Genomic DNA, 25,620 nt, shown 5'->3' with positions numbered 1-25,620 from the left:
ATGATAAAAAATATCATTTCAGGAATAAAAGCTTACTTCGGCGCTTTCAGTTTGATTTCAAAACTGAAACTGTGGAAGTATTTTGCCATCCCCATGTTGATTAGTTTGGTTACGGCCATTGCCGTTTTTGGCTCAGCTTATGGTTTTTCAGGTTATATCAGTGATTGGATTGCGAGTATATTACCCAATTGGGGTGGGGCCAATTGGTTGAAAGTAACTTACAGAATTATTTCAGGACTGGTCATCATTGTAGTTGGTCTCATTCTCTACAAGCACATTATTTTGGCCTTATCGGCACCCTTTATGAGTCCGGTTTCAGAAAAAATAGAAGCACATTTTACTGGGCAACCCGCACATTCCCATCGGGATACGACATTTACCCAGCAGCTGTGGCGTGGCATTCGAATCAATGGCAGAAACTTATTTATGGAATTATTGCTCACCATTCCTATTTTATTGTTGAAGTTGATCCCTTTGGTTAATATATTTTCAACAATTTTGTTGTTTATGGTGCAAGCCTATTATGCCGGTTTTGGGAATATGGACTACACTTTGGAACGTCATTTTAAATACAAGGAAAGCGTACAATTTGTAAGGAAACATAGAGGATTGGCCATTGGCAATGGTATTGTTTTCCTTCTGTGTTTGCTCATCCCCGTGATTGGGGTACTTCTAGTTTTACCGTTATCTGTTACCGCCGCATCAACCCGTACCGTGGAAGCTTTACAATCAAAACATGCAGCTTAATTTAGGTTCCTATTACATATCGCCCATTCAAACCAAGGATGCTTGGAGCATCTGTAATTTTGTAGTTGCCAATGAGGACCGATTAAAACGCTATTTCCCAAAAACATTGGAGCAAAACTTAACACCAGATTTGTCCAATATCTTTGCAGAAAAAAAGGTAAAACAATTTGAAAATGATGAAGAATATGTGTTCACCATTAAAAAAAATGAATCTCATAAGCTAGTTGGCTTGATTTTCCTCAAGGAAATCGATTGGACTAAAAAGCAAGGGGAGTTCGCCTATTGTATTGATTATAATATTGAAGGTCGCGGAATAATGACAACTGCTATTCAAGAATTATCGGATTACGCTTTTGACAACCTAGGTTTTGAAACGCTTCAGATTTTGGTTCACCACAGTAATATGGGGAGTATAAAAGTCGCTGAAAACTGTAATTTTACGCATATCAAAACCTTGAAAAACAATTACACCCCTCCTAATGAAAACCCTTTGGATATGGAATTGTATGAACTTTATAATGAGATGGAGTAATGAATAAAGGTACATCCTGCAAGGTTTCCAAAACCTTGTAGGTATCAAAAAAAAGTATTGGAAAGACTGGAAAAAGACCATTATTATCATATCTTCAACAGAGGCATAAATAGTCAAACTATCTTTTTGACCGGGGATAATATGTCCTATTTTTTGAGATTAATAGATAAACATCTGTCTCAAAAGATAAAAGTGGTTGCTTACTGTTTAATGAACAATCATTTTCATTTAGTTGCAAAAATTGCTAGGAATGAAAAAGAAGTGACTCAGGCCCTTTCCAATTTATTCAATACCTATGCTAAAGCTTTTAATAAACAGCAAAATAGAACGGGAAGTTTATTTGAAAAGCATTTCAAAAGAAAAAAAATCGAAGATGAGGTTTATTTGAAAAACTTAATTCTTTATGTCCATAAAAACCCAGAAATCCATGGTTTAGTCGATGATTTTGAAACCTATAAATTCTCATCCTTTAATTCTTTTTTTAATTTAAACCTATCCCCTGAAAAAGCTTATATTTTAAGTCTTTTTGAAGATTTAGATAATTTTAAGTTTGCTCATCAATCAGACCTACAGGGTTTTCAAAACCTTGCAGGTCAAGAAAAAACCGGTATTAACCTGCAACGTCTCAAAGACCCTCTAGATTTAAATTCTACGCTATCCATGAAAGACAAATTCTACCAATACATACAAGATTTACAAGATAGCATCACCTCAAAGCTTGAAGAAATTGATGGCAAAGCGAAGTTCCAACAAGATATTTGGAAACGCCCAGATACTTCGAGAGGCCTCAGCACAGGAGGTGGTGGCGGACGCACACGAGTGATTCAAAATGGGAATGTATTTGAAAAAGGTGGCGTAAATATTTCCGGGGTCCATGGGAAATTACCAAAATCCATGCAGGCCTATTTTAAGGTTGGTGATGTGGACTTTTTTGCCTGTGGATTGAGTTTGGTGATTCACCCCAAAAGCCCATTGGTTCCTACGGTGCATGCCAATTGGCGTTATTTTGAAATGTACCCTTCGACTCCGCTCAGGGCAGGTGAGCCCAAAACGATAATAGACCAATGGTTTGGAGGCGGACAGGATTTGACACCCTACTATCTATTTGAAGAAGACGCAGAACACTTCCATCAAACCTGCAAAACGGCTTGCGACAAACATAACCCGGAATTTTATCCAAAATATAAAGCGCGTTGCGATGAGTATTTTTATAATGCTCATAGAAATGAAGGCAGAGGCGTTGGCGGACTGTTTTTTGATTATTGCAAAGCCACAGACAGCATGAGCATGGAAAATTGGTATAACTTTGTCACCGAAGTAGGTAACAGCTTTTTAGAAGCATATGTTCCAATCGTTGAAAAGCGCAAGGATTTACCATATACCGAAGCCCAACGCAATTGGCAGGAAATTCGTCGTGGGCGTTATGTGGAGTTCAATTTAGTGCATGACAAAGGCACCTTGTTTGGGCTAAAGACCAACGGTCGCATCGAAAGTATTTTAATGAGCTTACCGCCACATGTGCAATGGGTGTATGACCATCACCCTGAAAAAGGTAGCGAGGAAGGAAAATTAATTGAAGTTTTAAGAAACCCGAAAGAGTGGGTAAAAGCCCCCTAACCCCCAAAGGGGAACTCTAGCTGTTATGAGAAAAAGTATAGCCGATAAAATAATAACTAGTTTCAATGCCTTAAATAAGGAAGCGAAATCCTCAAACCCTATTCACCCCTAATAGGTATTCCCCCTTTGGGGGATAGGGGGCTTTTATATGTATCCATTACGTCGAAACCGAAGACTCAGAACCAACGAAGCCATTCGTTCCTTAGTTCGTGAAACCATCATCACGCCCGATGATTTTTTAGTACCACTTTTTGTGGTAGAGGGCAAAGGTGTTAAAGATGAAATTCCGTCCATGCCCAATTACTTTAGGTATAGTTTGGACTTATTAGAAAACGAGGTTAAGGAACTTTGGAAACTAGGTTTAAAGTCAGTATTGCTTTTCGTTAAAGTGCCAGATAACCTAAAAGATAATAAAGGTACTGAAGCCTTAAATCCGAATGGATTAATGCAACGTGCTACTAAAACTGTTAAAAATGCTTGTCCGGACATGTTAGTGATGACCGATGTGGCTTTAGACCCTTACTCTGCATACGGACATGACGGTATCATTGAAAACGGACAAATTTTGAATGATGACACAGCAGAAGTTCTAGCAGAAATGAGTCTGTCCCATGCCCAAGCCGGAGCTGATTTTGTGGCACCGAGCGATATGATGGACGGCCGTATTTTAACCATTCGGGAGACTCTAGAAGATGAAGGCTTTACAAATACAGGTATTATGAGTTATTCTGCTAAATATGCCTCTGCATTTTACGGGCCATTTCGGGATGCTTTGGATTCTGCACCAGTGGATATTCAAGATATTCCAAAAGACAAGAAAACCTACCAAATGGATTATGGAAACCGTTTTGAAGCCATCAAAGAAACCGAAATGGATATTGATGAAGGCGCCGACATTGTGATGGTAAAACCAGGAATTTCTTATTTAGATATACTTAGAGAAATTAAAAATGAAGTAGATGTTCCAGTGGCAATTTACCAAGTATCTGGTGAATATGCCATGATAAAAGCAGCTGCCGAAAAAGGGTGGCTAGACCACGATCAAATTATGCTGGAAACTACAACGGCTTTTAAGCGTGCGGGTGCTGACATTATTGCATCCTACTTTGCGAAAGATATCGTTAAGTTAATCTAATAACCGAAAAATATATGTGTGTTATCTTGAGCTTAGTCTAAGGGATCCAAAGTATGTTGCAAAAGTGATAGCTTAATTATTTTCGAGTCGTTTTTCCACAGTATAAGAGGTTTCAAAACAGCCAATTTTACCATCAGGGGTAATGGCTTCAACTACAACTAGCATGTCGCCTGTGTTATCGCCATTGTAAAACTCAACTTTAGCATTTCCATCTTCATCAATTTCTGCCAAAGGTTTCCAATGGATAACAGACCGCCAATCTCGAATATTCCAATCCTCATCTTCTAATTTATCATATTTGGGGGCATAAAATTCACGTTTGGCAGAAAATCCAGAAACTTTTCCTTGAAAAATGCCTTTGGTAGATCCAATTGCTGCGATTCCAATACTGCCATAGGTATATATACTTACAATACCAACAATAGGTGCCTCAGATCCAATCATAGCGCTTATTTTCAGAACATCCATTTGCGGAAATACCTCTTGGTAATATCGTAAAATACTACCTTTAGGTCTTCTTAAAATCTCAACACTTTTTATATTTTCAACGGCTAGTGCTGGCAAAAGGGGATAATCCCTACCTTCAACTATTTCTCCATCAATAAATACAAAAGCATGATTTGTATTTGCAATTTTGGGAACAGCTATAGGCCTATAATGGGTCTTCCAAAGGTCAGGACCAAGGTCAAAAGCCTGAACAGGGTAATGTACATTTAGAAAATAAATATCGTCTGGAAACTTAGTTCTAAGAAGGTCGTAGAGGCCAGACATCCAGTCTTCTTCCTCTTCTACCAATTCTTCATTTTCTATCACTATATCTGGAGGACCGTGGAGTTTAAATATTTTCTCGCGCTCTGGTGTTACGTTATAGCCCGTTATTTCAACTGCATCCAAGGCTACGGTTTCGCTGGAGGTTTTAAAATCGTTATTCACTTCATATTGAATAATACTTTCTTCTATAAAGGCTTTGTAAATAGTATCGGCAAGTACAACGGTTTCATTTGTTTTGTAATCTGCTTTCGGTGGTGCCATAGGCTCATCCAACACGATGCTATAGCTTTTCTGCTTCCCCTTTTTATTCTCAGACTGAATTAGTACGTTTAGCTTATCAGCAAAATGATTGTTTAAACTAAAAGCAAATTTACCTAAACTGTCAGTTTCCGTTTTATAAATCCCAAATGACGGTTTGGTAATCATAGAGAGATGAACAGGCTTTTTTGGAGGTTTATATTCGTTAAAAACAGACCCTACTTTTCCTGATACTAATAGATCTGTTTCTGGTTTAAACTCAAAATCTAAATTTGTTTCGGTGTCATCATAAATATAATCTCGCCAACCTTGTGTTAGCATAAGGGCTTCTAAATCACGTTTTCTAAGTTCATTATTGCTATCAAAATAATAGTTTGGGTTTTCTATAAAACCTTTTAATTCAGAGTTTAAAAGAAAATATGATAATATATTAGATTGTGATTTTTGGGTTCCTCCCAATTTGCCTTTATCTACTATAAGTACTGAAAAATTAGCCTCTACAGGATCCTTATCAATATCAAAAACCGATACCTTTAGTGATGTTCTATCGCGCTGACCGTAAATTTGTTCGTTAGTCGTTGCCGTTATGTTCAATATGTTTTCTTCGTTGTAATTAAAAAATAAACGTTCACATATTGGGGTGAAGGTACTGTTATACAGGGTAACGCTTACAATACCATGAGGAAGCTCTGCTTTTTTTACCAAGGCTTCATGTGCTCCTTCTTCTAATACAAAGGCATGGTTTTGTATTAACAAGCCACGACTTCTTATTTTTACATACAAACTATCTGTTCGTCCTACATTGCTTTTTATATTTAAACTCATATAGCTTGTAGTTTCGCCTAAGCTTAAAATATAGCCTTGTGGTGTTACTTGTGGTAATGGATATTTGTATGCAATGCCCGTATCGCTCATCAGTTTTCCATAATACTGCTTATCTTTATTAGGTGTGAAAAATGTAAATCCCATACCTAGATTATTAGTACGAAAGGCCCTAACTATACTATCTGTTTCATCTATTATATAACCATCAACAACCTCCCCGTTCCCTTTGTAATTAATAGCTTTGTAGGCTACTTTGTTTTCAAGTCCAGCAATTAGTTTTCCACTTTCCGGGAAAAACTGGAGGTCTAAAACATCTTTGTTTAGGGCTATGATTTTAGAGTATGTACTTTCAACCTTACGCTTGCGGTTTTTTAATTTGGTGTCTGCCAGCTTTACCTTAATCTTTACTGTAATCAGGTCTTTTGGCAAGGTGTAATCCATGATGTATTGCTTGTTTTTTGGCTTTACTTCTATGGAATCTAACAGACCTTCCGAATGGATGTAAACTTTTAAATCTTTGTTATAATTATCTTTTATAATTTGTGGAAACAGGCTTGCGGATAGTTTAACTTGGTCTGTTCCTATTTCGGTGAGAGTAACGTTACTAATAATATCACCTTTATTTATAGTATCCAAAGCGAATACGTCAATATAGGTTTTAAAAACAAATGCCTGTCCAAAATTTCTGTTCCATTGTGTGTAGGCTCTTATCAAATAACGACCCGATGTGACTATCTTGTTTAAATCAAAAAAACCGTCCGATAAACCATTTTCTAGTTTTAGTGTTTTGGTGTCTATAATATTCTCATCAAAATCTATAAGATCGACATATAAAACACCGCTTAGTTTTGTAGGTGCGTTTTTAGCATCTGTAACTATAGCCTTAAACCAGATGGTTTCGTCGGCGGTAAATACTGTATTATTAAATTGCAGATATATTTTTTCGGCAAAACTGGTCTTCTTTATCTGTCTATGCGCTAAGGCATCTGCTTGTGAAAAAGACTTATTAGTAAACCATAATGCTAGGATAAAAAGAAGGTGTTTAAGTCTCAAGTTAAATAAGTTTTAAATATTTCTTCTAAGTTATAATGTCATCATCTTTTGAATAAAAGACTTAACAATTGTTTAGCTAGTTGTTTTCTTTATGTTTTTCCAGAGTATAAGAGGTCTCAAAATATCCAATTTTCCCATCTGGTGTAATAGCTTCTATGATGATAAGTTTATCACCAATGATGTCATCATTATAAAATTCCAGTTCAATGTCTCCTTTGTTATCGGTGAACAAAGAAGGTTCCCAGTGTAATACTGGTCGTAAATCTGGTGTATCCCAATCTTCAGGTTTTAAGGTCTCGTATTTTGGTTGATAAAACTCGGGGGTAATTGAAAAACCGGAAAACTTTCCTCTAAAAATACCTTTTGCATATCCTAGAGCTTCCATTCCAATACTGCCATAGGTATATATGCTGAGAATAGCAACGTGTTGAGTACCAAACACTCTTTTAGGCCTTTTTATAACTTCAACACTTTTTATATTTTCGATGGTTAAATAGGGCAATAAAGTATAAGCTTCTTGACCAACCGGATAGCCATCCATATAGTATAAAGTCGAATCGGCACTAGCAATATGTGCTAGTAGAAAGCTTCCCCCATTTGGTATTTGCACTACTCTAAATATAATATCATCTGGGAACTTAGTGCTAAGAAGGTCGTATAATCCAGACATCCATTTTTCTTCTCTCTCTTTGAGTTGTTCATTCTCTATGACGATATCTGGAGGTCCGTGGAGTCTAAACATTCTTTCGCGTTCTGGTGTTACGTTGTAGCCCGTCAATTCTACGGCATCCAACGCTACGGTGCTGTCATCCAAATCGAACCCAGTTACGGCTTGTCTTTCTTGCTTTTTAATCTTTAAAAAGTCATTTATAATACTATCTGGGAGCGCTATTACTTCTTCTTTCTCATAGGTGATTTTAGGCGGGGGTATCGGTGCGTCTATCTTAATAGAATATTCTTTGGCTCGCCCTTTTTTGTTGGAAGATTGTATTATAACATCTAGCTTATCGCCATAAGGGTCAAATAAATCAAAAGCAAAATTACCAGTACTGTCCACTTCATGAGTATAAACTCTAGGTGGTTTACCCGAGGTCATTAAGATTAAATTCACGTCTTTTTTAGGCGCTTTGTTTTCATTCCAGATGGCACCCACCTTCCCAGAAACCCGTAAGGCGGTTTCAGGTTGTATATCAAAAATAGGGTTTGCATCTTCAAAACTATACTTATAATTGCGCCAGCCCTGTGTAAGCATAAGGGCTTCTAAATCTCGTTTTCTGAAAATATTATCATCATTAAAGTAATACGTGGGGTACTCAATATGTCCTTTTAATTCTGAGTTTAATAGAAAATAAGATAGAATGTTCCCTTTAAATTGCGCGGTTTGTTCTATTTGATTTTTATCTACAACTAATGCGGAAAGGTTTGCCTCAACAGGTCTCCCATTACTATTGGTAACATTAAACTTAAGAGCCGTTTTATCTCTCTGGCTGTAATATTGCCCTTCGGTTTCTTTAACAATATTTAAATTATTGCCTTCCTTAATATGAAAAAACAAACGCTCACACAATGGTGTTTTATGCTCACTTAGCAATGTAACATTAAGAATGCCTTGCGGTAGTTTTTGTTTGGGTATCGAGGCATTATAAGGTGCATTGGATAATGATACTGGAAATTCCTTTATTACCACACCTTTGGATTTAAGTTGAATCCAATAACTATCCGTGGTATTAATCTTGGAAGCCACATTTATGTTCATGTAACTTGTCGTTTCCGTTATGCCTAAAACATGGCCATCTGCATATACCTTGGGGAGCTCAAACTTATGGGCAACATGGTGTTTAGAATTAATTTTACCATAATAGGTTTTGCCCAATTTTGGTGTAAAAAGTACATAGCCCATGCCTAGGTTATTCGTTTTAATGGCAACAACAACACTATCCTTTTCATCAACGATAACACCATTAATCTTTTTGCCCAAGCCTTTATAGTTTAGTGCTTTAAACGCCAGTTTACTGGTTAGGCCATCAATTAACTTCCCGCTTTCAGGAAAAAACTGTAGGTCTATAAATTCTCTATCTATCGCAATGGTTTTATTGTACGTTTTCTCTTCCCTTGTTTGAAAGTTTTTTAACTTGGTGTCCTCTAGTTTCATTTTTAGGTTTACCGAAACCGCATCTTTAGGAAGTACATATTGTAACTTGTAAAACCCCTTTTCTCTTTTAATTTCTATGGTGTCTAAAAACGTTTCGGTTTTAATGTAAACCGTCACATCCTTTTTATAGTCGGGTTTTATAAGTTCTGGGAAAAGTTGGGCAAATACTTCGTGTTGGTCTTCCTCAACTTGATACAATGTTATGTTTTGTATGGGCGATTGTGGTTGATTGCCATTGGCAGGAACTAGGTTAACGTATTGCTTGGACATAAAATCGTCGCCAAAGTTTTTATTCCACGCCGTGTAGGCCCGTATTAAATAGCGCCCGGGAGTGTAGGTCTGTTCCAATTTAAAACCGTTGTCGGCCATACCGTTTACTAACTTTAGCTTTTTTGTCGCTACAATATCCTTATCAAAATCGATAAGTTCTACGTGCAAAATACCACTTAGCGTTGTGGGTGCGTTTTTGGCGTCTGTTACTATAGCCTTGAACCAGATGGTTTCCTCGTTGGTAAATACAGAATTGTTGAGCTGAAGGTATATTTTTTCGGCGAAGGAGTTTTTGGTAGTTTTTTTATGGTGTAGAGGATTTTTGGGTTGAGAATAAATAGAACCCAAAAAACAAAAAATGAATATCAATAAGGCCGATTTTTTTACCAAAACAAACAGGGTTAAGATATTTCTTTCAATATACAACTTATTTATAAATCGAACAAAGTCACTATCGCACTTAGTAAAATTGATTTTGTACTTTAGCTTTTATAAAATTTATACTGAATGAGCGCACTCATCTTTTGGGCAACCATTTCCATTTTCTTTTCCTTTTTATGTTCTATTCTCGAAGCCGTTTTGCTCAGCGTTACCCCAACGTTTATCAATGTGAAAAAACAAGAAGGTAAAGATTATGCCAATACTTTAGAAAATTTAAAAAAGGATGTAGATAAACCTTTAATTGCCATACTTACACTAAACACTATTGCGCACACATTAGGTGCTATGATGGTAGGTATTGAAGCGGAGAATTTGGGATACGATTGGAATGTTTTAGGTATCAATACCGTAGGGATTATTTCGGCAATTATGACGTTTTTGATTTTGGTGGCTTCTGAGATTATCCCAAAAACCATTGGAGCTACTTACTGGAAAGGACTGGCAAATTTTGCTTCAAAAACCTTGACCGTTTTGATTTTTCCTTTAAAGTGGACAGGCATCTTGTGGATGCTTCAATTAACTACAAAGTTAATTGGTGGCAAAGGGCACGGCAGTGTATTAAGTCGGGAAGGCTTTGTAGCTATGACCGAAATTGCTCATGAGGAAGGGGTGTTTCAGGAAAATGAAAGCACCATCATAAAAAATCTATTGAACTTCAAGCAGATTCTTGCCAAAGACGTAATGACTCCTAGAACAGTGATGAAAACCGAAGATGAAACGACTACGGTTGAGGACTTCTTTAAGCGAAACCTTAACATTCGCTTTTCAAGAATTCCGGTTTACTCAGGCGATACAGATAACATCACAGGATTGGTTCTTAAAGATGAAATTTTTAAGGAAATGGCTTTGGACAATAATTCTAAAAAACTGTCTGAATTAAAGCGAGATGTTATCGTGGTGAACAGAGGTCTTGCCATTCCTACCCTGTTCGAAAAACTAGTGGAGAGCAGGAACCACATGGCATTAGTCGTGGACGAATACGGTTCGGTAAGTGGGCTAGTCACTATGGAGGATGTTATTGAAACCCTGCTCGGACTTGAAATTATGGACGAAAGCGATAATGTGTCCGACCTACAGGTATTGGCCAGAAAAAGCTGGGAAGCTCGTGCTAAAAAGCTTGGCATTATAGCCGAGGATAATCCTTCGGAATAATGGAAGAATGCATCATCCTTTCTCCTTTGGGTTTTACCAAAATTATTGGTGATTCTAATGGCATTGCATCCGTTACCGTTCTAAATTCCGAAGAAACCCCCACTGATATTATCCCCGAAATTCTTGAAGATTGTGTCATACAGCTCAACGAATATTTTGATGGCACCCGGAAACATTTCGACTTAAAATTGAATCCCCAAGGCACTGATTTTCAAAAGGGCATTTGGAAACTTCTGGAAGCTATTCCCTATGGAAAAACCTCTACCTATTTAGCTCTTTCCAAAAAACATGGCGATGAAAAGGCCATAAGAGCCGTGGCCAATGCCAATGGCAAAAACCCCATTTGGATTATTATACCATGTCACCGCGTTATCGGAAGCGACGGCAGTTTAACAGGTTATGCGGGAGGGCTACACCGAAAACAATGGCTATTGGAACATGAAAGCCCGTACAAACAACAATCCTTGTTCTAAACCAACATTAATCCCTATATTTATGTACGTTTAATTGTACGCATGAAATTTCTTAAAAAATTCCTTAAATGGTTTATAATTAGTGTTGGAAGCATCGTCCTTCTATTATACATTTTTGGATACGGATACGTTTTGAGAGGTGTCAGAATTGTCTATTTTACAGGCCATACAACGGCTTTTATTGACGACTACCCCTACTTTGAGAACGATACCATAAAAAAAGGAAAACACGTTGATACCTGGCCAAAACACAATGACTATAATTCTATTTCAGAAACTGAAAAACTGAATCAAACCCATTCGGAACTTGGGACAATAGCGTACCTTATCATCAAAAACGACAGTATTTGGTTTGAAAAATATTATGGTGGATTTGGCAAAAACTCCAAAACCAACTCGTTTTCAATGGCAAAAAGTATTACCTGCGCCTTATTGGGAAAGGCAATAAAAGAAGGTTACATCCAAGGTTTGGACCAACCTTTAAGTGATTTCTACCCTCAATTTTCATACGCTAAAACTACGGTTGGCGATTTGGCTTCCATGGCTTCGGGATTGGAATGGGTAGAGCATTATAAAAATCCGCTTTCCATTACAGCAAGAGCAAATTACAGCAGTAATCTAGAGGACATTATGCTGAACAGAAAAATAACCCGAACCCCTGGACAAGCATTTGTTTACAAGAGCGGAAACACCATACTCTTAGGTATGGCAATACAAAAAGCAACAGGAAAAAAACTGGCTAATTATCTTTCCGAAAGTTTTTGGCAACCAATGGGAATGTCCGAAGATGCACTGTGGCAGGTAGATGATAAAGACAATCGACTGGCTAAAGCGTTCACAGCAATTTCTAGCAATGCTAGGGATTTTGCGAGATTCGGAAAACTTTATAAGGATTTTGGGAAATGGAATGGCCAACAACTATTGGATTCCAGCTTTGTGGCCACTTCCATTGCACCTCGATTTCCTGAAGACCCTAGATACGGCTACGGATTTTGGCTAAAAAAAATAAAAGACAAAAACTTTTTTATGATGCGCGGCCATTTGGGGCAGTATGTTATTGTTGAACCAAATGATAATATTATTATTGTGAGGCTTGGACACCGAAAAGGCGCGGGAAATCCAATAGCAAATTTCACAAGCGACATCACTGTTTATATTGAAGAAGCTTATAAAATGCTTAGTTCCAAATCATAATATTTTGTTATTTAACAAATATTTGGAGTCGTAAGAAATTTAATTCCTTTTTTTTGATTGAAACTACATCAATCATCATGAAAAAATCATTTCTGTGTTTAACACTATTACTTTCTTGCATATCCTGCGTGCAAAAACAGAACAGTAAAAAATTCAATTTAGATTTTGAAGCTTATAATGCTCAAATGCTATTACCGGATAAGTGGTTTGAATGGGGCAATTATAATTTGCAAGCGGATACTGTGGAAGTTCATTCAGGAAATTATTCTGCAAAGGTCTCATCAAAAAATAAGCATGACTCCTATGGATGCATTGCCTATCGAATTCCTGCTAACTTCTCGGGCAAAAAAATTAAACTAGAAGGCTACATGAAGTTAAAAAATGTTGAAAATGGATTTGGCGGTCTTTTACTAAGACTCGATGATGGTAATAATAAATCTCTGGAGTTTAGCAATATGCAAAACCAAAATATAAGTGGCACCAAAAACTGGAAAAAGTACGCCATAGAATTGCCCTTCCCTGAAGAGGCTCAAAGGATTTATATTGGAGGTATTCTAGTAGGTAAAGGTGAGGCTTGGTTTGATGATTTCGTTTTGACAATTGATGGTAAAGACATTCAAACTTTAAAAGAAATAGAAGAACCCGTTTTTAAGGCAAAATTGGATAAAGAGTTTGACCAAAACTCAAATGTAAAAATTACCAGTTTAGATGATGTACAAATTGAAAACTTAGAATTACTAGGAAGGGTTTGGGGCTTGCTGAAATATCATCATCCTGAAATTGCTAAGGGAAACTACAACTGGGACTATGAGTTGTTTAGAATACTTCCTAAATATCAAAATATTAAAAACAATAAGGAACGCGATAATTTGCTGATTTCTTGGATAGACAACTTAGGAAATGTTAAAATTTGTACTAGCTGTGAAGAAACCGTTAAGGATGCCTTTTTAAAACCAGATTTAGATTGGATTGGTTCAGAAGATATTTCAGATGCACTTAAGGAAAAATTACAATTCATTATTAAAAACAGACATCAAGGAAACCACTATTATATTGAACATGATCGTGCGAAAAATCCAAAATTCAAAAATGAAAAACTGTACTACAGTATATCTTTTAAAGACGACGGTTTTAAGTTACTGGCACTTTACAGATATTGGAATATGATTCAATATTATTTTCCTTATAAATACCTAACGGATAAAAATTGGAATACTGTTTTGAAGGATTACATTCCTAAAGTAATTCAAACGAAAAATAAGTTAGAATATGAACTTGTAATGATAGAATTAATAGGAGAAATTAATGACACTCATGCAACTACCTATACAGGTTTTAACAATGTTCAAAATAAAAGAGGGAAATACTTTGCACCATTTAAGGTCGGTTTTATTGAAAACAAATTAGTTGTTACAGATTATTATAACCCAGAATATAAAGATAAATCAAAGTTGAAGGTTGGAGATATCATAACTCATGTTAATGGAAAAACTATTCAATCAATTCTAGATAGTGTCTCAAATTATTATCCTGCATCAAACCAAACTTCAAAATTCAGAAATATTTCAAGAGATATTCTAAGATCCAATAGCCAACAAATAAAAGTAAATTATTTATCGAATAATCAAGAAAAGTATCATAATATACCTCTAATTTTAAAAGACAGTTTAAATCTCAATTGGTACAATTGGAAAGACGAAAAATGTTATAAAGTTTTGGATAATAATATAGGTTACGTTACCCTACAATACATATCCGAAAGTGATATTCCTGAGATAAAATCTAAATTTAAAGACACAAAAGGTATCATCATAGACATAAGAAACTATCCTAGTACTTTTGTACCATTCAAATTGGGGAATTTCTTCGTATCCTCTTCAACTCCTTTTGTAAAATTCACTAAATTTAGCATAGATAACCCAGGGGAATTTTTAGTTATCGATGGCCCAAAAATCCCAAAAGACAGAGAAACCTTTAAAGGTAAATTAGTTGTTTTGGTAAATGAAGATTCTCAAAGTCAATCTGAATATACCGCAATGGCATTTAGAGCAGGAAACAATACAACCATTATGGGTAGTACCACAGCAGGAGCAGACGGAAATGTTTCATCTATTTATTTACCTGGAGGTTTATTAACAAGATTTTCTGGAATTGGCATATATTACCCAGACGGAACAGAAACACAGCGTGTCGGAATCGTACCCGATATCGAGGTAAAACCTACCATTCAGGGAATTAAAGACGGTAGGGACGAGGTACTTGAAAAAGCGATAGAGGTTATACTAAATGATTAAAAATGATTTCAAAACTCAATCTTGAAGACATTTTATTTCTGGACATTGAAACAGTTCCGGAAACCCAGAATTTTTCTGAGTTAGATGATGTCAAACAATCCCTTTGGGAAAACAAATCCCAATACCAGCGTAGGGACGAGTACACTCCGGAAGAGTTTTATAACCGCGCAGGCATTTGGGCAGAATTTGGGAAAATTATTTGTATTTCGGTTGGGTTCTTTAATTTTCAAGGGCAACGGCGCATGTTTCGTGTTACCTCATATTATGGCGATGAGGTCACTATTTTGAAAGAATTCAAAAACCTCATCATCACACATTTTAGTCAAGCCAAACATTTATTGTGTGCCCATAACGGCAAGGAATTTGACTTTCCGTACATTGCCCGGCGGATGATTATCCATAATATTGAACTGCCTTACAAGTTGAATCTCTTTGGAAAAAAGCCATGGGAAGTCCCACATTTGGACACTTTGGAACTTTGGAAATTCGGTGATTACAAAACCTATACTTCCCTAAAATTATTGACCAATGTTTTGGGTGTACCTTCACCAAAAGATGATATTGACGGCAGTGAAGTCTATCGGGTGTATTATGAAGAAGGCGATATCGATAGAATAATCGATTATTGCGAAAAAGACACCATTGCCGTAGCACAAATCTTTTTGAGATTGCGAGGTGATGATTTATTGGATAATGATGAAATTATTAGGATTTAAATGAAACAGCTAAACAATATTTTATCGGAAAACATTTTTATGAGTTTGAGTTATGTCCCCTTGAGGGGACTTCAGGGGTGTTTCTTAAAAACAGGAGCATTGCACTTATTTGATTAAGTATAGAAAAATGACGCAAAAACCCTTATTGGATATAAAAAACCTCTCGATTTCCTTTGGTGAAAATGAGGTGATTCACAGTATTTCCTATCATTTGAATGAAAATGAAATCCTGGGTATTGTTGGCGAATCAGGTTCGGGAAAGTCGGTGTCGTCGTTGGCCATTTTGGGACTTTTGCCAAAGCGCATTTCGAAGATCGCCTCAGGGCACATTACTTTTGATGGCAAGGATTTGACTGAGGTATCAAACAAAGCATTCCAGAAAATTCGAGGAAAGAAAATCTCGATGATTTTTCAGGAGCCCATGAGTTCCTTAAACCCATCGATGACCTGCGGAAAACAAGTAGCTGAAATCTTGTTGCAACATACCGATATTTCAAAATCAGAAGCTAAAAATGAAACTTTAGCCTTATTCGAAAAAGTAAAACTGCCCAATATTGAACGTGTTTTTAAATCCTACCCCCACGAAATTTCAGGTGGACAAAAACAGCGGGTGATGATTGCCATGGCTATCGCCTGCAAACCCGATATTTTAATTGCGGATGAACCCACCACGGCTTTGGACGTTACCGTTCAAAAGGATATCATCCATCTGCTAAAGGAATTACAGATGGAGACTCAAATGAGCATCATTTTCATCACCCATGATTTGGCTCTAATTTCCGAAATAGCCAATAGGGTTTTGGTGATGTACCAAGGCAATATTGTGGAGCAAGGGTCAATACAGGATATTTTCAGTAATCCTCAAAACGAGTACACCAAAGCGCTCATAAATTCTCGCCCATCTTTGGACGAACGCTTAAAGGTATTGCCCACCATTCAGGATTTTTTGGATAACACTTCAAAATCGGAAGTTATCACTTCCGAAGAACGCCAAAAAACACATAAAGAATTATACAGCCAACCACCATTATTAGAGGTCATTGATGTTGAAAAGGAATATCTCTCAAAATCAGGATGGTTTTCAAAACCTGAATCTTTTAAAGCGGTTAATGGTGTCAGCTTCAAATTGTACGAAGGCGAAACTTTAGGGCTCGTAGGCGAATCTGGTTGTGGAAAATCCACTTTGGGTAATGCCATTTTACAATTGGACAAAGCGACAGCTGGAGCTATAATGTATAAAGGAGTTGACATTACCAAACTTTCAACAGCCGAGGTTCGCAAATTGAGAAAAGACATTCAAATTATTTTTCAGGATCCGTTTGCTTCTTTAAATCCTAGGATTCCTGTGGGCAAGGCTATTATGGAGCCGATGAAAGTGCATCAACTTTATAATTCGGACGACGAACGCAAAGCCAAAGTCTTGAAAATTTTGCAACGTGTTGGACTTTCCGAAGATTATTTTAACCGCTACCCCCATGAATTTTCAGGGGGTCAGCGCCAGCGAATTGGTATTGCGCGAACCATTGCTTTGCAACCAAAATTAATCGTTTGCGACGAATCGGTTTCGGCTTTGGATATCTCAGTGCAAGCGCAAGTACTGAATCTTTTAAATGAATTGAAAGCCGATTTTGGATTCACCTATATTTTTATTTCGCATGATTTGGCGGTTGTAAAATACATGGCTGACCAACTTTTAGTGATGAACCAAGGCAAAATTGAGGAATTGGATGATGCGGATATTATTTATGCGAACCCAAAAAAGGAGTATACCAAAAAGTTGATTAATGCAATTCCGAAGGGAGTATAACTTCAATCTTGTCCAAAAAAAAATCCCGAAAAAATCGGGACTGTTTTAAAAACTATTCATCTTACAAAATCAAATTTTATAACATAAACACTTTTTTGGTGAGGTAAAGAAAACCCTTTACAAATCGTATTTGATCATTTAAAGTTTCCTTGAATTTACTCTCCTTTTTCGTAGGTTGTTCAGGTAGATTTGTTGCCATATCTAAAAATTTTTAAGATTATGATAGATTTGGGGGAAATCTATTTTCAATTCGGATGATTTGGGACTGCTAATATCTACTTTTTTTTCAAAACATCCGTTTAAAAACATAATAAATCGATGAAATGTAATTTTTTTTAACATTTCACGCTTATAACGTCACTTTTGTATATAAAGAAAATGATATAGTTTGCCATTTTGGCTTCCTATATAATCTTTATCTTTGAGAAAGAAAGCTATCCTTATATGAACGCAAAAAAACTTTGGGAAGGTTCCCAGCAGTTTAAACGAAACAGTCATTTAAGTCATTATTGCATTTGGCTGAAAAAAAACTACGAGCTGACTTTCAAGGACTATCATGGCCTTTGGCAATGGTCGGTCGATAATATTGAAGCTTTTTGGGAAAGCCTTTGGCATTATTTTGACATCAAACAGCATGCTCCTTATACCAAGGTACTATCCTCCAAAGACATGCCTGGATGCAAATGGTTCGATGGGGCTACTCTAAATTATGCTGAACATATTTTTAGGCAATCCAATCCTGAAAAAACAGCCATTTATTTTAGCAATGAAGCTGGACGACATGAGGAAATTACTTGGGCGACATTGGAAACCAAAGTTGCCTCTATGATATCCTATTTAAAATCCCTTGGGGTTAAAAAGAATGACCGTGTGGTGGCTTTTATTCCGAATGTCCCCGAGGCTACTATTATGTTTTTGGCGGTTAATTCTCTTGGAGCGATTTGGTCCTGTACCTCTCCTGATTTTGGAACTGAAAGCGTGGTCAATCGTTTTGAACAGATTCAGCCCAAAGTACTAATTGCCGTTGACGGGTATTTTTACAATGGAAAACCCTATGATAAAACCAATACCGTTAAAGATATTGCTTCGGCGCTCCCTACTTTGGAAAAGGTGATTATTCTGCCCTACCTCAACGCAAGTGCTTTGGATAATTTTTCGGATGAATTCGTGGATATCCATTCTATTTTTGAAATAGATGGAGGTACATTGGAATTCCAACCGGTAGATTTCAACCATCCCATTTGGGTATTGTATTCTTCGGGCACCACGGGGCTGCCAAAAGCCATTGTGCAGTCGCATGGTGGTATTTTATTGGAGCATCTAAAATACATGGCCTTTCATAATGATGTCCATGCGGACGAGCGCTATTTCTGGTTTACTACCACTGGCTGGATGATGTGGAATTTTTTACAATCGCCTTTATTAATGGGTGCTTCCATCGTGCTTTATGACGGCTCGCCAACGTATCCAAACTTTGACGCCCTTTGGAACTTTTCCGACCAAATTGGCATTCATCATTTTGGAACGAGCGCACCGTTTTTGGTGGCCAATATGAAAAAACAAATGGACATCAAATCCAATCATGATTTGTCCTCTATTCGTTCGATAAGCTCTACCGGAGCGCCTCTGCCTGCTGAGGCATTTCAATATGTGTACGATTTCATAAAGGAAGATGTATGGCTATGCTCTATGGCCGGCGGTACCGATGTGTGTACCGCTTTTGTGGGAGGCGCGCCCATTAACGGAGTTTATATAGGAGAGATTCAATGTCGCGCACTGGGCGTTTCTCTGTATGCTTTGGACCATAAAGGTGAGCCTATTGAGGATGGTTTGGGCGAAATGGTGATTGATAAACCAATGCCGTCCATGCCGATTTACTTTTGGAACGACACGGACAATGCCCGCTATAAATCCTCTTATTTTGAAGATTACCCCGGCAAATGGCGTCATGGTGATTTTATAAAGATTAATTCGAGAACCAAAGGTCTTGTAATTTATGGGCGTTCAGATGCTACATTAAACCGACATGGGATTAGAATTGGCACTAGTGAAATTTATAGTGCCGTCAATAAAATAGAAGGTATTGCCGATGCCTTAATTATCAATTTAGAATTGGAGGAAGGCAAACATTATATGCCCTTGTTTGTAAAACTAAAACCGGGCATTGAATTGAACGACGACATTAAATCCAACATCAACCAGCAACTAAAAACCGATTACACCCCTAGACACGTACCCGATGAAATAATTGAAGTGAAGGATATTCCTTATACTTTAAGTGGCAAAAAAATGGAAGCTCCAGTTAAAAAAATCCTGTTGAAAATGCCTTTGGAAACCTCCATCAATATGGATGCGATGCGGAATCCGGAGTCGATTCAATTTTTTATTAAGTTTGCTAAAGGTATTTAAGTTAATCTAGTTTAAGGCCTAACAATTGTCTATGCAAAGTGAAAGATTAAGGCTTAATGTTTTCAGCTGTAGGCGGACAATTTTAAAAAAAATCGTAACAATTAGTAGAAGAATGCTGAAATTGCTTAGAACTCTTTCTTTATTGGTTTTGCATTTTCCCCTTCTTTGGAGACCATGATCTTAAAAGAAGTACTAAATTATATTTTGTATCAAAGAAGAATAAGTTAAATATATTTCCATGTTTATAACATTTGGGTCGTATTAAAACAAAAAAAGCTAAGTCTTAAAGACTTAGCTTTCTTCATCCCATTCTCAATATTTCATATTATTTCTTAAAAAATTTCAAATAAGCAATATAAATTATTGATCCTAAAATGTAAAGATTAGTAAAGAGATTCCCAATGACAAAAGTCAAATCAAGATTTTCATTTATGATTTCCAACGTAAAATAATATGTACTGTAAACCCAAAAACCAAAGAGGATAAAAATTAATACCAACCAAAATCCTTTTGATTTCATAATTATGGAATTGGAATTATTGAATTTGAGCCTAAGTTAAAGGGATCATTTATGTCGATTACAACTTCATCTAGAGTAGGGACAAAATATTCAACTTTTACTTGAGATGAGCACGCGGCTATGACATTATAAATTGACCATCCTTTTGAGACTAAAAAACCCGCAGCAGCCGCTCCACCGAAACCTCCAGTGGCAGCAGTTACTCCAGCAAAAACCGCAGTTACTAAAATAGTGCCTATGATAGCCCTTCCACATCCACTCAACGCCGATTGATCAATATCGAACTCTTCGTATAGTTCAACAAAATAAAATAACAGGTGAGCATCTTGTTCATTGGCAATAGAAAATGTCATTAGCAAATTTTCGTATAAGTTTTCATCGTTTATATTATCTAAAGCCCAATCAGCCATGTTTATAATTTCTTCATTTAGACCATATTGCGCAAATAAATTTTCTAATCCATTGGATTGCACATAACCATAGTTGGTATCGAAAACGCTGATAGTATATTCGTCTTGAAAACTTAACGTTTCAAGACTTACCTCTTCTTCGTTTCCAAAGGGTTGTGTATAACTAGACTTTTGACTTATGTCTAATTTATTATGAATTTTATTCGTACTCGAACTGTTCTTAAAACTTTGACTAATCGAATTATGAATAATCTTCAAAGTTGTTGTGTTTAAAATGCTTTCTCCTCCTAAATTCTCTTTTGATTCTTCCTTTGAACAACTGTTGGATACTAATGCAAGCATTGTCAACATCAGAAATAAACTTAATTTTTTCATTTTACAATTTAATATTATTTTGAGCGAAAATAGCTCAAAAAAAATGAAAAAAACATATCAAACAATAAGATTTATCTGATTTTTTAAAGATTTGAAAAATATTACTGTGGTTTTCCCGTAAAAACAAATTTCTTACTGAAAAACTGATAAAATACGCTTTAAAACGCCAAATCATCCGGAATTTCATCGTCCTGGGCGTCATCGTCATCAATGACAGTTTTACCAGTAGCCTTTGAGCAATCCACAACAATTGACAGATTTTCAGGTTCTTCAAATTCTTCTTTGGAGACATTTAGGGTTTCGTCAGCGTAACAGCTTTTCATGTAGAGCGCCCAAATAGGTAATGCCATGGCCGCACCTTGTCCATAGGTAATTGTTCTAAAATGAACAGCCCTATCTTCTCCACCAACCCATACACCGGTAACCAAATTAGGCACCATTCCCATAAACCAGCCATCGCTTTGATTTTGTGTTGTCCCCGTTTTTCCGGCTATCGGATTGGTAAAACCATATGGATATCCAGTAATGACTTCCTTATAATCAGGTTTGTTCACTGCATAACTATGGCGTAATCGCGTTCCTGAACCACCTTGTGTAACTCCTTCCAAAAGTTTCACTGTAACATAGGCCGTCTCTTCACTCAATACATCCTTAGTTTCTGGAGTAAACTGATATAACAATGTCCCATTTTTATCCTCAATACTAGTCACCATAACCGGTTTAGTATATACGCCTTTATTGGCAAAGGCTGAATAAGCACCTACCATTTCATAAACACTTACATCTGGAGTCCCTAACGCAATGGCTGGCGTAGGCAATAAATCTGACTCTATGCCTAAATTTGTGGCCAAATCCACCACAGTTTGAGGCCCTACTTTATCTATTAAACGTGCTGTAATCGTATTCACAGAATTGGCCAAAGCATTTTTAAGCGTTCTATTGCCTCCGTAATCGTTACTAGAATTCTTTGGGCACCATTCCTCAGGATTTCCAAATTTATTGGCTTCAATACAGAAAGGTGTATCTGGAAATTCATCACAAGGCGAAAAGTGCAACTGGTCAATAGCAGTAGTATATACAAAAGGCTTAAATGTAGAACCTATTTGGCGTTTGCCCTGTTTTACCATATCATATTGAAAATGCCTATAGTCCATTCCACCTACCCAGGCTTTTACATGTCCCGTATGCGGATCCATAGACATCATACCTGTTCTTAAGAATGACTTGTAATAGCGCATGGAATCCATGGGTTTCATGATAGTATCTATTTCGGAGGGTTTTCCATCTTTCCAGGTGAATACTGACATGGGTACTGGTTTATCAAAGGAGGCGATAATTTCCTTATTAGATTTTTTCAGGTCATATTTCATATGTCTCCAACGTTCCGATTGGCGCATGGATTTTTCCATTAGGGTATCAATCGCACCTCGTGTCAGTTCCAGAAATGGCGCTGTAGGATTTCGCTTTGGTGTATTCTGATTAAAAAACTCAGCTTGAAGCCTTGGCATATGCTTTTGTACAGCATCCTCAGCATATTGTTGCATACGCGAATCAATAGTGGTATATATCGTTAAACCGTCATTATACAAACTCCATTTGCTACCATCTGGTTTTGGATTCTTTTTAATCCAATCTTTCATAAAGCCCGATAAATATCCTCTAAAGTAAGTGGCGATACCATCACGGTGGGATTGTGGCGTGTATTTAATATCCAGCTCCGTGGATTGTAAAGAATCCTTGAGCTTTTCATCGATGTATTCGTATTTATACATTTGAGCCAATACAACATTCCGTCGATTTTTTACCCCAACAGGATTACGTCTAGGATTGTACAAAGAAGAATTTTTGAACATTCCCACCAACATTGCACATTCTTTTAAATCCAGCTCTTTCGGTTCTTTGTCAAAATAAATGGCAGCCGCACTTCTTATCCCATCTGCGTTGTTTCCGAAATCATAGATATTAAAATATTGGGCAATGATTTCTTCTTTGGTATACTGGCGTTCCAGTCGCGTAGCGATAATCCATTCCCTAAGTTTTTGAGATAATTTCTCAACAATGTTAGCCTTCTCTCTTCTATGGAATAATTGCTTTGCCAATTGCTGTGAAATGGTACTAGCACCACCTTTTTTACCCATAAAAACTGCAGCTCTTAAAGTTCCTCTAGCATCAATTCCTGCATGTTCATGAAACCTGGCATCCTCTGTAGCTATCAAGGCGTCCACTAAATTTTGTGGTAACTCTTCATAACCAACCGGGGTACGGTTGTCGTTAAAATAGAATTTTCCAAGAGTTTGCCCATCGGAAGAAATAATTTCAGTGGCCAAATTGGTCTTTGGATTTTCCAAAACCGTGTGGTCGGGCATTTCACCAAATGCGCCCCATGAGGCCAATAAAAATAACAATATCACGAGAAGAACACCTCCTAGAAATAACATCCAAAACCACAGGATGTATTTTGAAAAACCGGATGGGATCGCCGATTCCTTTTTTAAGTTAGTTTTTGCCATCTGATTTTAATTCTTAAAGACACTTCGACTGCGCTCAGTGTGACAATTGATTCATTTAATTTTGCAATGGTTTTTCAATTCTAAAACCAACATCCGTTATGCCTTCAAGCTTTACTACACCGTTCACCTTTCCGTGCTCGCGCATGGCGTGCTGGATGTTCACATTATATTCGCCCGCTTCATTAAACACCACGTTTTCCTTGTACCACAATTTGTTTTCTTTTGTATCGGTGGTTCCCGTTCCCAAAAATTTTCCTGACGGTTCTGCCATACGATACTCTAGGGTATCCTTGATGGTTTTTCCATGGGGAAAAGTCATTTCAACGATTAAAAACAGATTGTTGTACTTATATGCATTGGTATTTCTAAGGTTAACGAATAAATTGTATGGGTTAATTGTATCTGGTGGGTTAATTTTAAAATTTACTACCGAATCCTTGTGCCATCCGTTAGGCACAGATTTGTAGGCATCAAACACACGGTTTTCATCGCAAGAGACGACACAGAACACCAATAAAAATACCAAGAGACTATTTTTGGTTATTCTTAGCATTTTGGGGTTTTCTTTTATTATTGCGTCTTCTTTTGTTGTTCTGCTTCTGTTGGTTTTGATTTTGGTTTCCCGAAGCATTTTTATTCCCTTGTTTGCCCTTCCTTCTATTATTTCTACGTTTGTTACGGCGTTTTGGACTATCAAAACGCGTTAAACTATCTTGTCCCACAACGTTTTCAAAAGTAGCTTTAGTATCTTCGGCCAAATCCAAAGCATATTCCTCAAGGCTTGTTACTGGTTTGTTTAGCTTGTTCAGCTCGATAATTTCATTGGCCTGCTCGGCAGTAATCTTATGCCAATTCATCCATTCGCCTTCATAGGCATACCACATATGTCCTTTGAAAATATCTGTCTTTTGGCAAACCGCGGTTCCCTTTTCCGTTTGAAGTTTGATTTCGGTTTTTGGAAAATCCTTTAGGGCATCCAAATAAGTATCCAGTTCATAATTTAAACAGCACTTCAGTTTACCACATTGTCCCGCTAATTTCTGCGGATTTAAGGACAATTGTTGATAACGGGCGGCAGAAGTACTCACCGAACGAAAATCCGTCAGCCAGGTAGAACAGCACAATTCCCGCCCACAGGAACCAATGCCTCCCAAACGCGAAGCTTCTTGACGAAAGCCCACTTGACGCATTTCGATGCGGGTTCTAAATTCGCGTGCAAATACTTTAATGAGTTCCCTGAAATCCACACGTTCCTCAGCAGTGTAATAAAACGTGGCTTTACTCGCATCACCCTGAAATTCAATATCCGAAATTTTCATTTGCAACCGCAAATCGATTGCAAACTGGCGCGCTTTCACTTTCATGGGTTCTTCCCTGTCGCGAGCCTTTTGCCAAATATCGATATCCTTTTGCGTGGCCTTTCGATAAATTTTTAAAATATCCTCACCTTCAGGCGCAATATTTTTGCGTTTCATCTGAACGCGCACCAATTCCCCTGTAAGGGTAACCATGCCAATATCATGTCCGGCCTTGGCCTGTGTTGCCACAATATCGCCAATGCTTAACGCAAGATTCTCAGTGTTTTTGTAGTAGTTTTTTCGTCCGTTTTTATAACGAACCTCAACCCAGTTAAATGGGGTTTCGCCATTGGGAAGGGACATGTTGGACAACCAATCGAATACGGTCAATTTATTACAACTGTCCGTACCACAAGTACCATTATTTTTGCAACCTTTCGGAGTGCCGTCTTTCGTCGAGCAACTAGCGCAAGCCATATTTTATATATTGAATTCGCCAATAATCTGAAATTATTGCGAATGGAAGTTCATACCTGATTTTGATTCCCACCGTTCGTGGAAAAGACTATCTAAAGGTTTTTTGAAATCACCTTTCAAAAAAATCTTTTAATGTGTAAATATATGATTATTCCACAGACTTAAAAAATATGGATGGCAAGCG

The 25,620-nt window shown here is 37.1% G+C and carries 17 protein-coding genes; 11 read left to right on the top strand and 6 right to left on the bottom strand.

What is annotated here, in order from left to right:
* From ACFSR8_RS01380 to hemB, 4 genes are all read left to right on the top strand, one after another.
* The gene (locus ACFSR8_RS01380) at nt 1-747 is read left to right on the top strand and encodes an EI24 domain-containing protein (protein WP_380288291.1); all 747 of its coding nucleotides are present in this window, start codon (nt 1-3) and stop codon (nt 745-747) included.
* Nucleotides 737-1,279, top strand: a complete 543-nt coding sequence (locus ACFSR8_RS01375; protein WP_380288289.1) for a GNAT family N-acetyltransferase — start codon at nt 737-739, stop codon at nt 1,277-1,279. The genes ACFSR8_RS01380 and ACFSR8_RS01375 overlap by 11 nt, the downstream gene beginning before the upstream one ends.
* Nucleotides 1,280-1,939: 660 nt before the next feature.
* Complete coding sequence (gene hemF / locus ACFSR8_RS01370; protein WP_380289365.1) at nt 1,940-2,896, top strand: oxygen-dependent coproporphyrinogen oxidase; 957 nt, start codon at nt 1,940-1,942, stop codon at nt 2,894-2,896.
* 148 nt (nt 2,897-3,044) lie between these two features.
* Nucleotides 3,045-4,031 carry a porphobilinogen synthase gene (gene hemB / locus ACFSR8_RS01365; protein WP_380288287.1) on the top strand — a complete coding sequence of 329 codons (987 nt, stop codon included), beginning with the start codon at nt 3,045-3,047 and terminating at the stop codon, nt 4,029-4,031.
* A 72-nt stretch (nt 4,032-4,103) separates the two neighbouring features.
* On the opposite strand, the gene ACFSR8_RS01360 is transcribed toward hemB, so the two are convergent.
* Entirely contained in the window at nt 4,104-6,938 is a 2,835-nt protein-coding gene (locus ACFSR8_RS01360; protein WP_380288285.1) for a hypothetical protein, read from the bottom strand.
* Nucleotides 6,939-7,014: 76 nt separating this feature from the next.
* Nucleotides 7,015-9,729 (bottom strand): hypothetical protein, encoded by a 2,715-nt coding sequence (locus tag ACFSR8_RS01355; protein WP_380288283.1) that lies wholly within the window; start codon nt 9,727-9,729, stop codon nt 7,015-7,017.
* Between the two features lie 138 nt (nt 9,730-9,867).
* Here ACFSR8_RS01355 and ACFSR8_RS01350 point away from each other — a divergent pair, with 138 nt between their 5' ends.
* The 7 genes from ACFSR8_RS01350 to ACFSR8_RS01320 all read left to right on the top strand — a co-directional run bounded on the left by ACFSR8_RS01350 (nt 9,868) and on the right by ACFSR8_RS01320 (nt 19,846).
* A complete protein-coding gene (locus ACFSR8_RS01350) occupies nt 9,868-10,953 on the top strand; it encodes a CNNM domain-containing protein (RefSeq protein WP_380288281.1) in 1,086 nt (361 codons plus the stop codon).
* Entirely contained in the window at nt 10,953-11,426 is a 474-nt protein-coding gene (locus tag ACFSR8_RS01345) for a methylated-DNA--[protein]-cysteine S-methyltransferase (protein WP_380288279.1), read from the top strand. The genes ACFSR8_RS01350 and ACFSR8_RS01345 overlap by 1 nt, the downstream gene beginning before the upstream one ends.
* A gap of 42 nt (nt 11,427-11,468) precedes the next feature.
* Nucleotides 11,469-12,620 carry a serine hydrolase domain-containing protein gene (locus ACFSR8_RS01340; RefSeq protein ID WP_380288277.1) on the top strand — a complete coding sequence of 384 codons (1,152 nt, stop codon included), beginning with the start codon at nt 11,469-11,471 and terminating at the stop codon, nt 12,618-12,620.
* 77 nt (nt 12,621-12,697) lie between these two features.
* Nucleotides 12,698-14,914, top strand: a complete 2,217-nt coding sequence (locus tag ACFSR8_RS01335) for a S41 family peptidase (RefSeq protein ID WP_380288275.1) — start codon at nt 12,698-12,700, stop codon at nt 14,912-14,914.
* A gap of 2 nt (nt 14,915-14,916) precedes the next feature.
* A complete protein-coding gene (locus ACFSR8_RS01330) occupies nt 14,917-15,630 on the top strand; it encodes a 3'-5' exonuclease (protein WP_380288273.1) in 714 nt (237 codons plus the stop codon).
* Between the two features lie 127 nt (nt 15,631-15,757).
* On the top strand, nt 15,758-17,437 hold the full coding sequence (locus ACFSR8_RS01325; RefSeq protein ID WP_380288271.1) for an ABC transporter ATP-binding protein: 1,680 nt from the start codon (nt 15,758-15,760) through the stop codon (nt 17,435-17,437).
* Between the two features lie 444 nt (nt 17,438-17,881).
* Nucleotides 17,882-19,846, top strand: coding sequence for an acetoacetate--CoA ligase (locus tag ACFSR8_RS01320; protein WP_380288269.1), 1,965 nt, complete (start codon nt 17,882-17,884; stop codon nt 19,844-19,846).
* Nucleotides 19,847-20,368: 522 nt separating this feature from the next.
* On the opposite strand, the gene ACFSR8_RS01315 is transcribed toward ACFSR8_RS01320, so the two are convergent.
* From ACFSR8_RS01315 to ACFSR8_RS01300, 4 genes are all read right to left on the bottom strand, one after another.
* Nucleotides 20,369-21,151 (bottom strand): hypothetical protein, encoded by a 783-nt coding sequence (locus ACFSR8_RS01315; RefSeq protein WP_380288267.1) that lies wholly within the window; start codon nt 21,149-21,151, stop codon nt 20,369-20,371.
* A 158-nt stretch (nt 21,152-21,309) separates the two neighbouring features.
* Nucleotides 21,310-23,661 (bottom strand): penicillin-binding protein 1A, encoded by a 2,352-nt coding sequence (locus tag ACFSR8_RS01310; protein ID WP_380288265.1) that lies wholly within the window; start codon nt 23,659-23,661, stop codon nt 21,310-21,312.
* 55 nt (nt 23,662-23,716) lie between these two features.
* The gene (locus tag ACFSR8_RS01305) at nt 23,717-24,214 is read right to left on the bottom strand and encodes a gliding motility lipoprotein GldH (RefSeq protein WP_380288262.1); all 498 of its coding nucleotides are present in this window, start codon (nt 24,212-24,214) and stop codon (nt 23,717-23,719) included.
* Nucleotides 24,192-25,436 carry a PSP1 domain-containing protein gene (locus ACFSR8_RS01300; protein WP_380288260.1) on the bottom strand — a complete coding sequence of 415 codons (1,245 nt, stop codon included), beginning with the start codon at nt 25,434-25,436 and terminating at the stop codon, nt 24,192-24,194. The genes ACFSR8_RS01305 and ACFSR8_RS01300 overlap by 23 nt, the downstream gene beginning before the upstream one ends.
* Nucleotides 25,437-25,620 lie beyond the last annotated feature (184 nt).

Source organism: Hyunsoonleella rubra (assembly GCF_042684665.1).
Lineage (GTDB): Bacteria > Bacteroidota > Bacteroidia > Flavobacteriales > Flavobacteriaceae > Jejuia > Jejuia rubra.
Note: the sequence above shows the minus strand (reverse complement) of the source record. Positions and strands in the feature narration are given on the sequence as shown.

Coding starts and splice junctions, on each gene's coding strand:
- ACFSR8_RS01300 (WP_380288260.1), bottom strand. CDS start 25,436: ATGGCTTGCGCTAGTTGCTCGACGAAAGACGGCACTCCGAAAGGTTGC.
- ACFSR8_RS01310 (WP_380288265.1), bottom strand. CDS start 23,661: ATGGCAAAAACTAACTTAAAAAAGGAATCGGCGATCCCATCCGGTTTT.
- ACFSR8_RS01350 (WP_380288281.1), top strand. CDS start 9,868: ATGAGCGCACTCATCTTTTGGGCAACCATTTCCATTTTCTTTTCCTTT.
- ACFSR8_RS01380 (WP_380288291.1), top strand. CDS start 1: ATGATAAAAAATATCATTTCAGGAATAAAAGCTTACTTCGGCGCTTTC.
- hemB (WP_380288287.1), top strand. CDS start 3,045: ATGTATCCATTACGTCGAAACCGAAGACTCAGAACCAACGAAGCCATT.
- ACFSR8_RS01345 (WP_380288279.1), top strand. CDS start 10,953: ATGGAAGAATGCATCATCCTTTCTCCTTTGGGTTTTACCAAAATTATT.
- ACFSR8_RS01375 (WP_380288289.1), top strand. CDS start 737: ATGCAGCTTAATTTAGGTTCCTATTACATATCGCCCATTCAAACCAAG.
- ACFSR8_RS01305 (WP_380288262.1), bottom strand. CDS start 24,214: ATGCTAAGAATAACCAAAAATAGTCTCTTGGTATTTTTATTGGTGTTC.
- ACFSR8_RS01320 (WP_380288269.1), top strand. CDS start 17,882: ATGAACGCAAAAAAACTTTGGGAAGGTTCCCAGCAGTTTAAACGAAAC.
- ACFSR8_RS01335 (WP_380288275.1), top strand. CDS start 12,698: ATGAAAAAATCATTTCTGTGTTTAACACTATTACTTTCTTGCATATCC.
- hemF (WP_380289365.1), top strand. CDS start 1,940: ATGAAAGACAAATTCTACCAATACATACAAGATTTACAAGATAGCATC.
- ACFSR8_RS01325 (WP_380288271.1), top strand. CDS start 15,758: ATGACGCAAAAACCCTTATTGGATATAAAAAACCTCTCGATTTCCTTT.
- ACFSR8_RS01315 (WP_380288267.1), bottom strand. CDS start 21,151: ATGAAAAAATTAAGTTTATTTCTGATGTTGACAATGCTTGCATTAGTA.
- ACFSR8_RS01340 (WP_380288277.1), top strand. CDS start 11,469: ATGAAATTTCTTAAAAAATTCCTTAAATGGTTTATAATTAGTGTTGGA.
- ACFSR8_RS01330 (WP_380288273.1), top strand. CDS start 14,917: ATGATTTCAAAACTCAATCTTGAAGACATTTTATTTCTGGACATTGAA.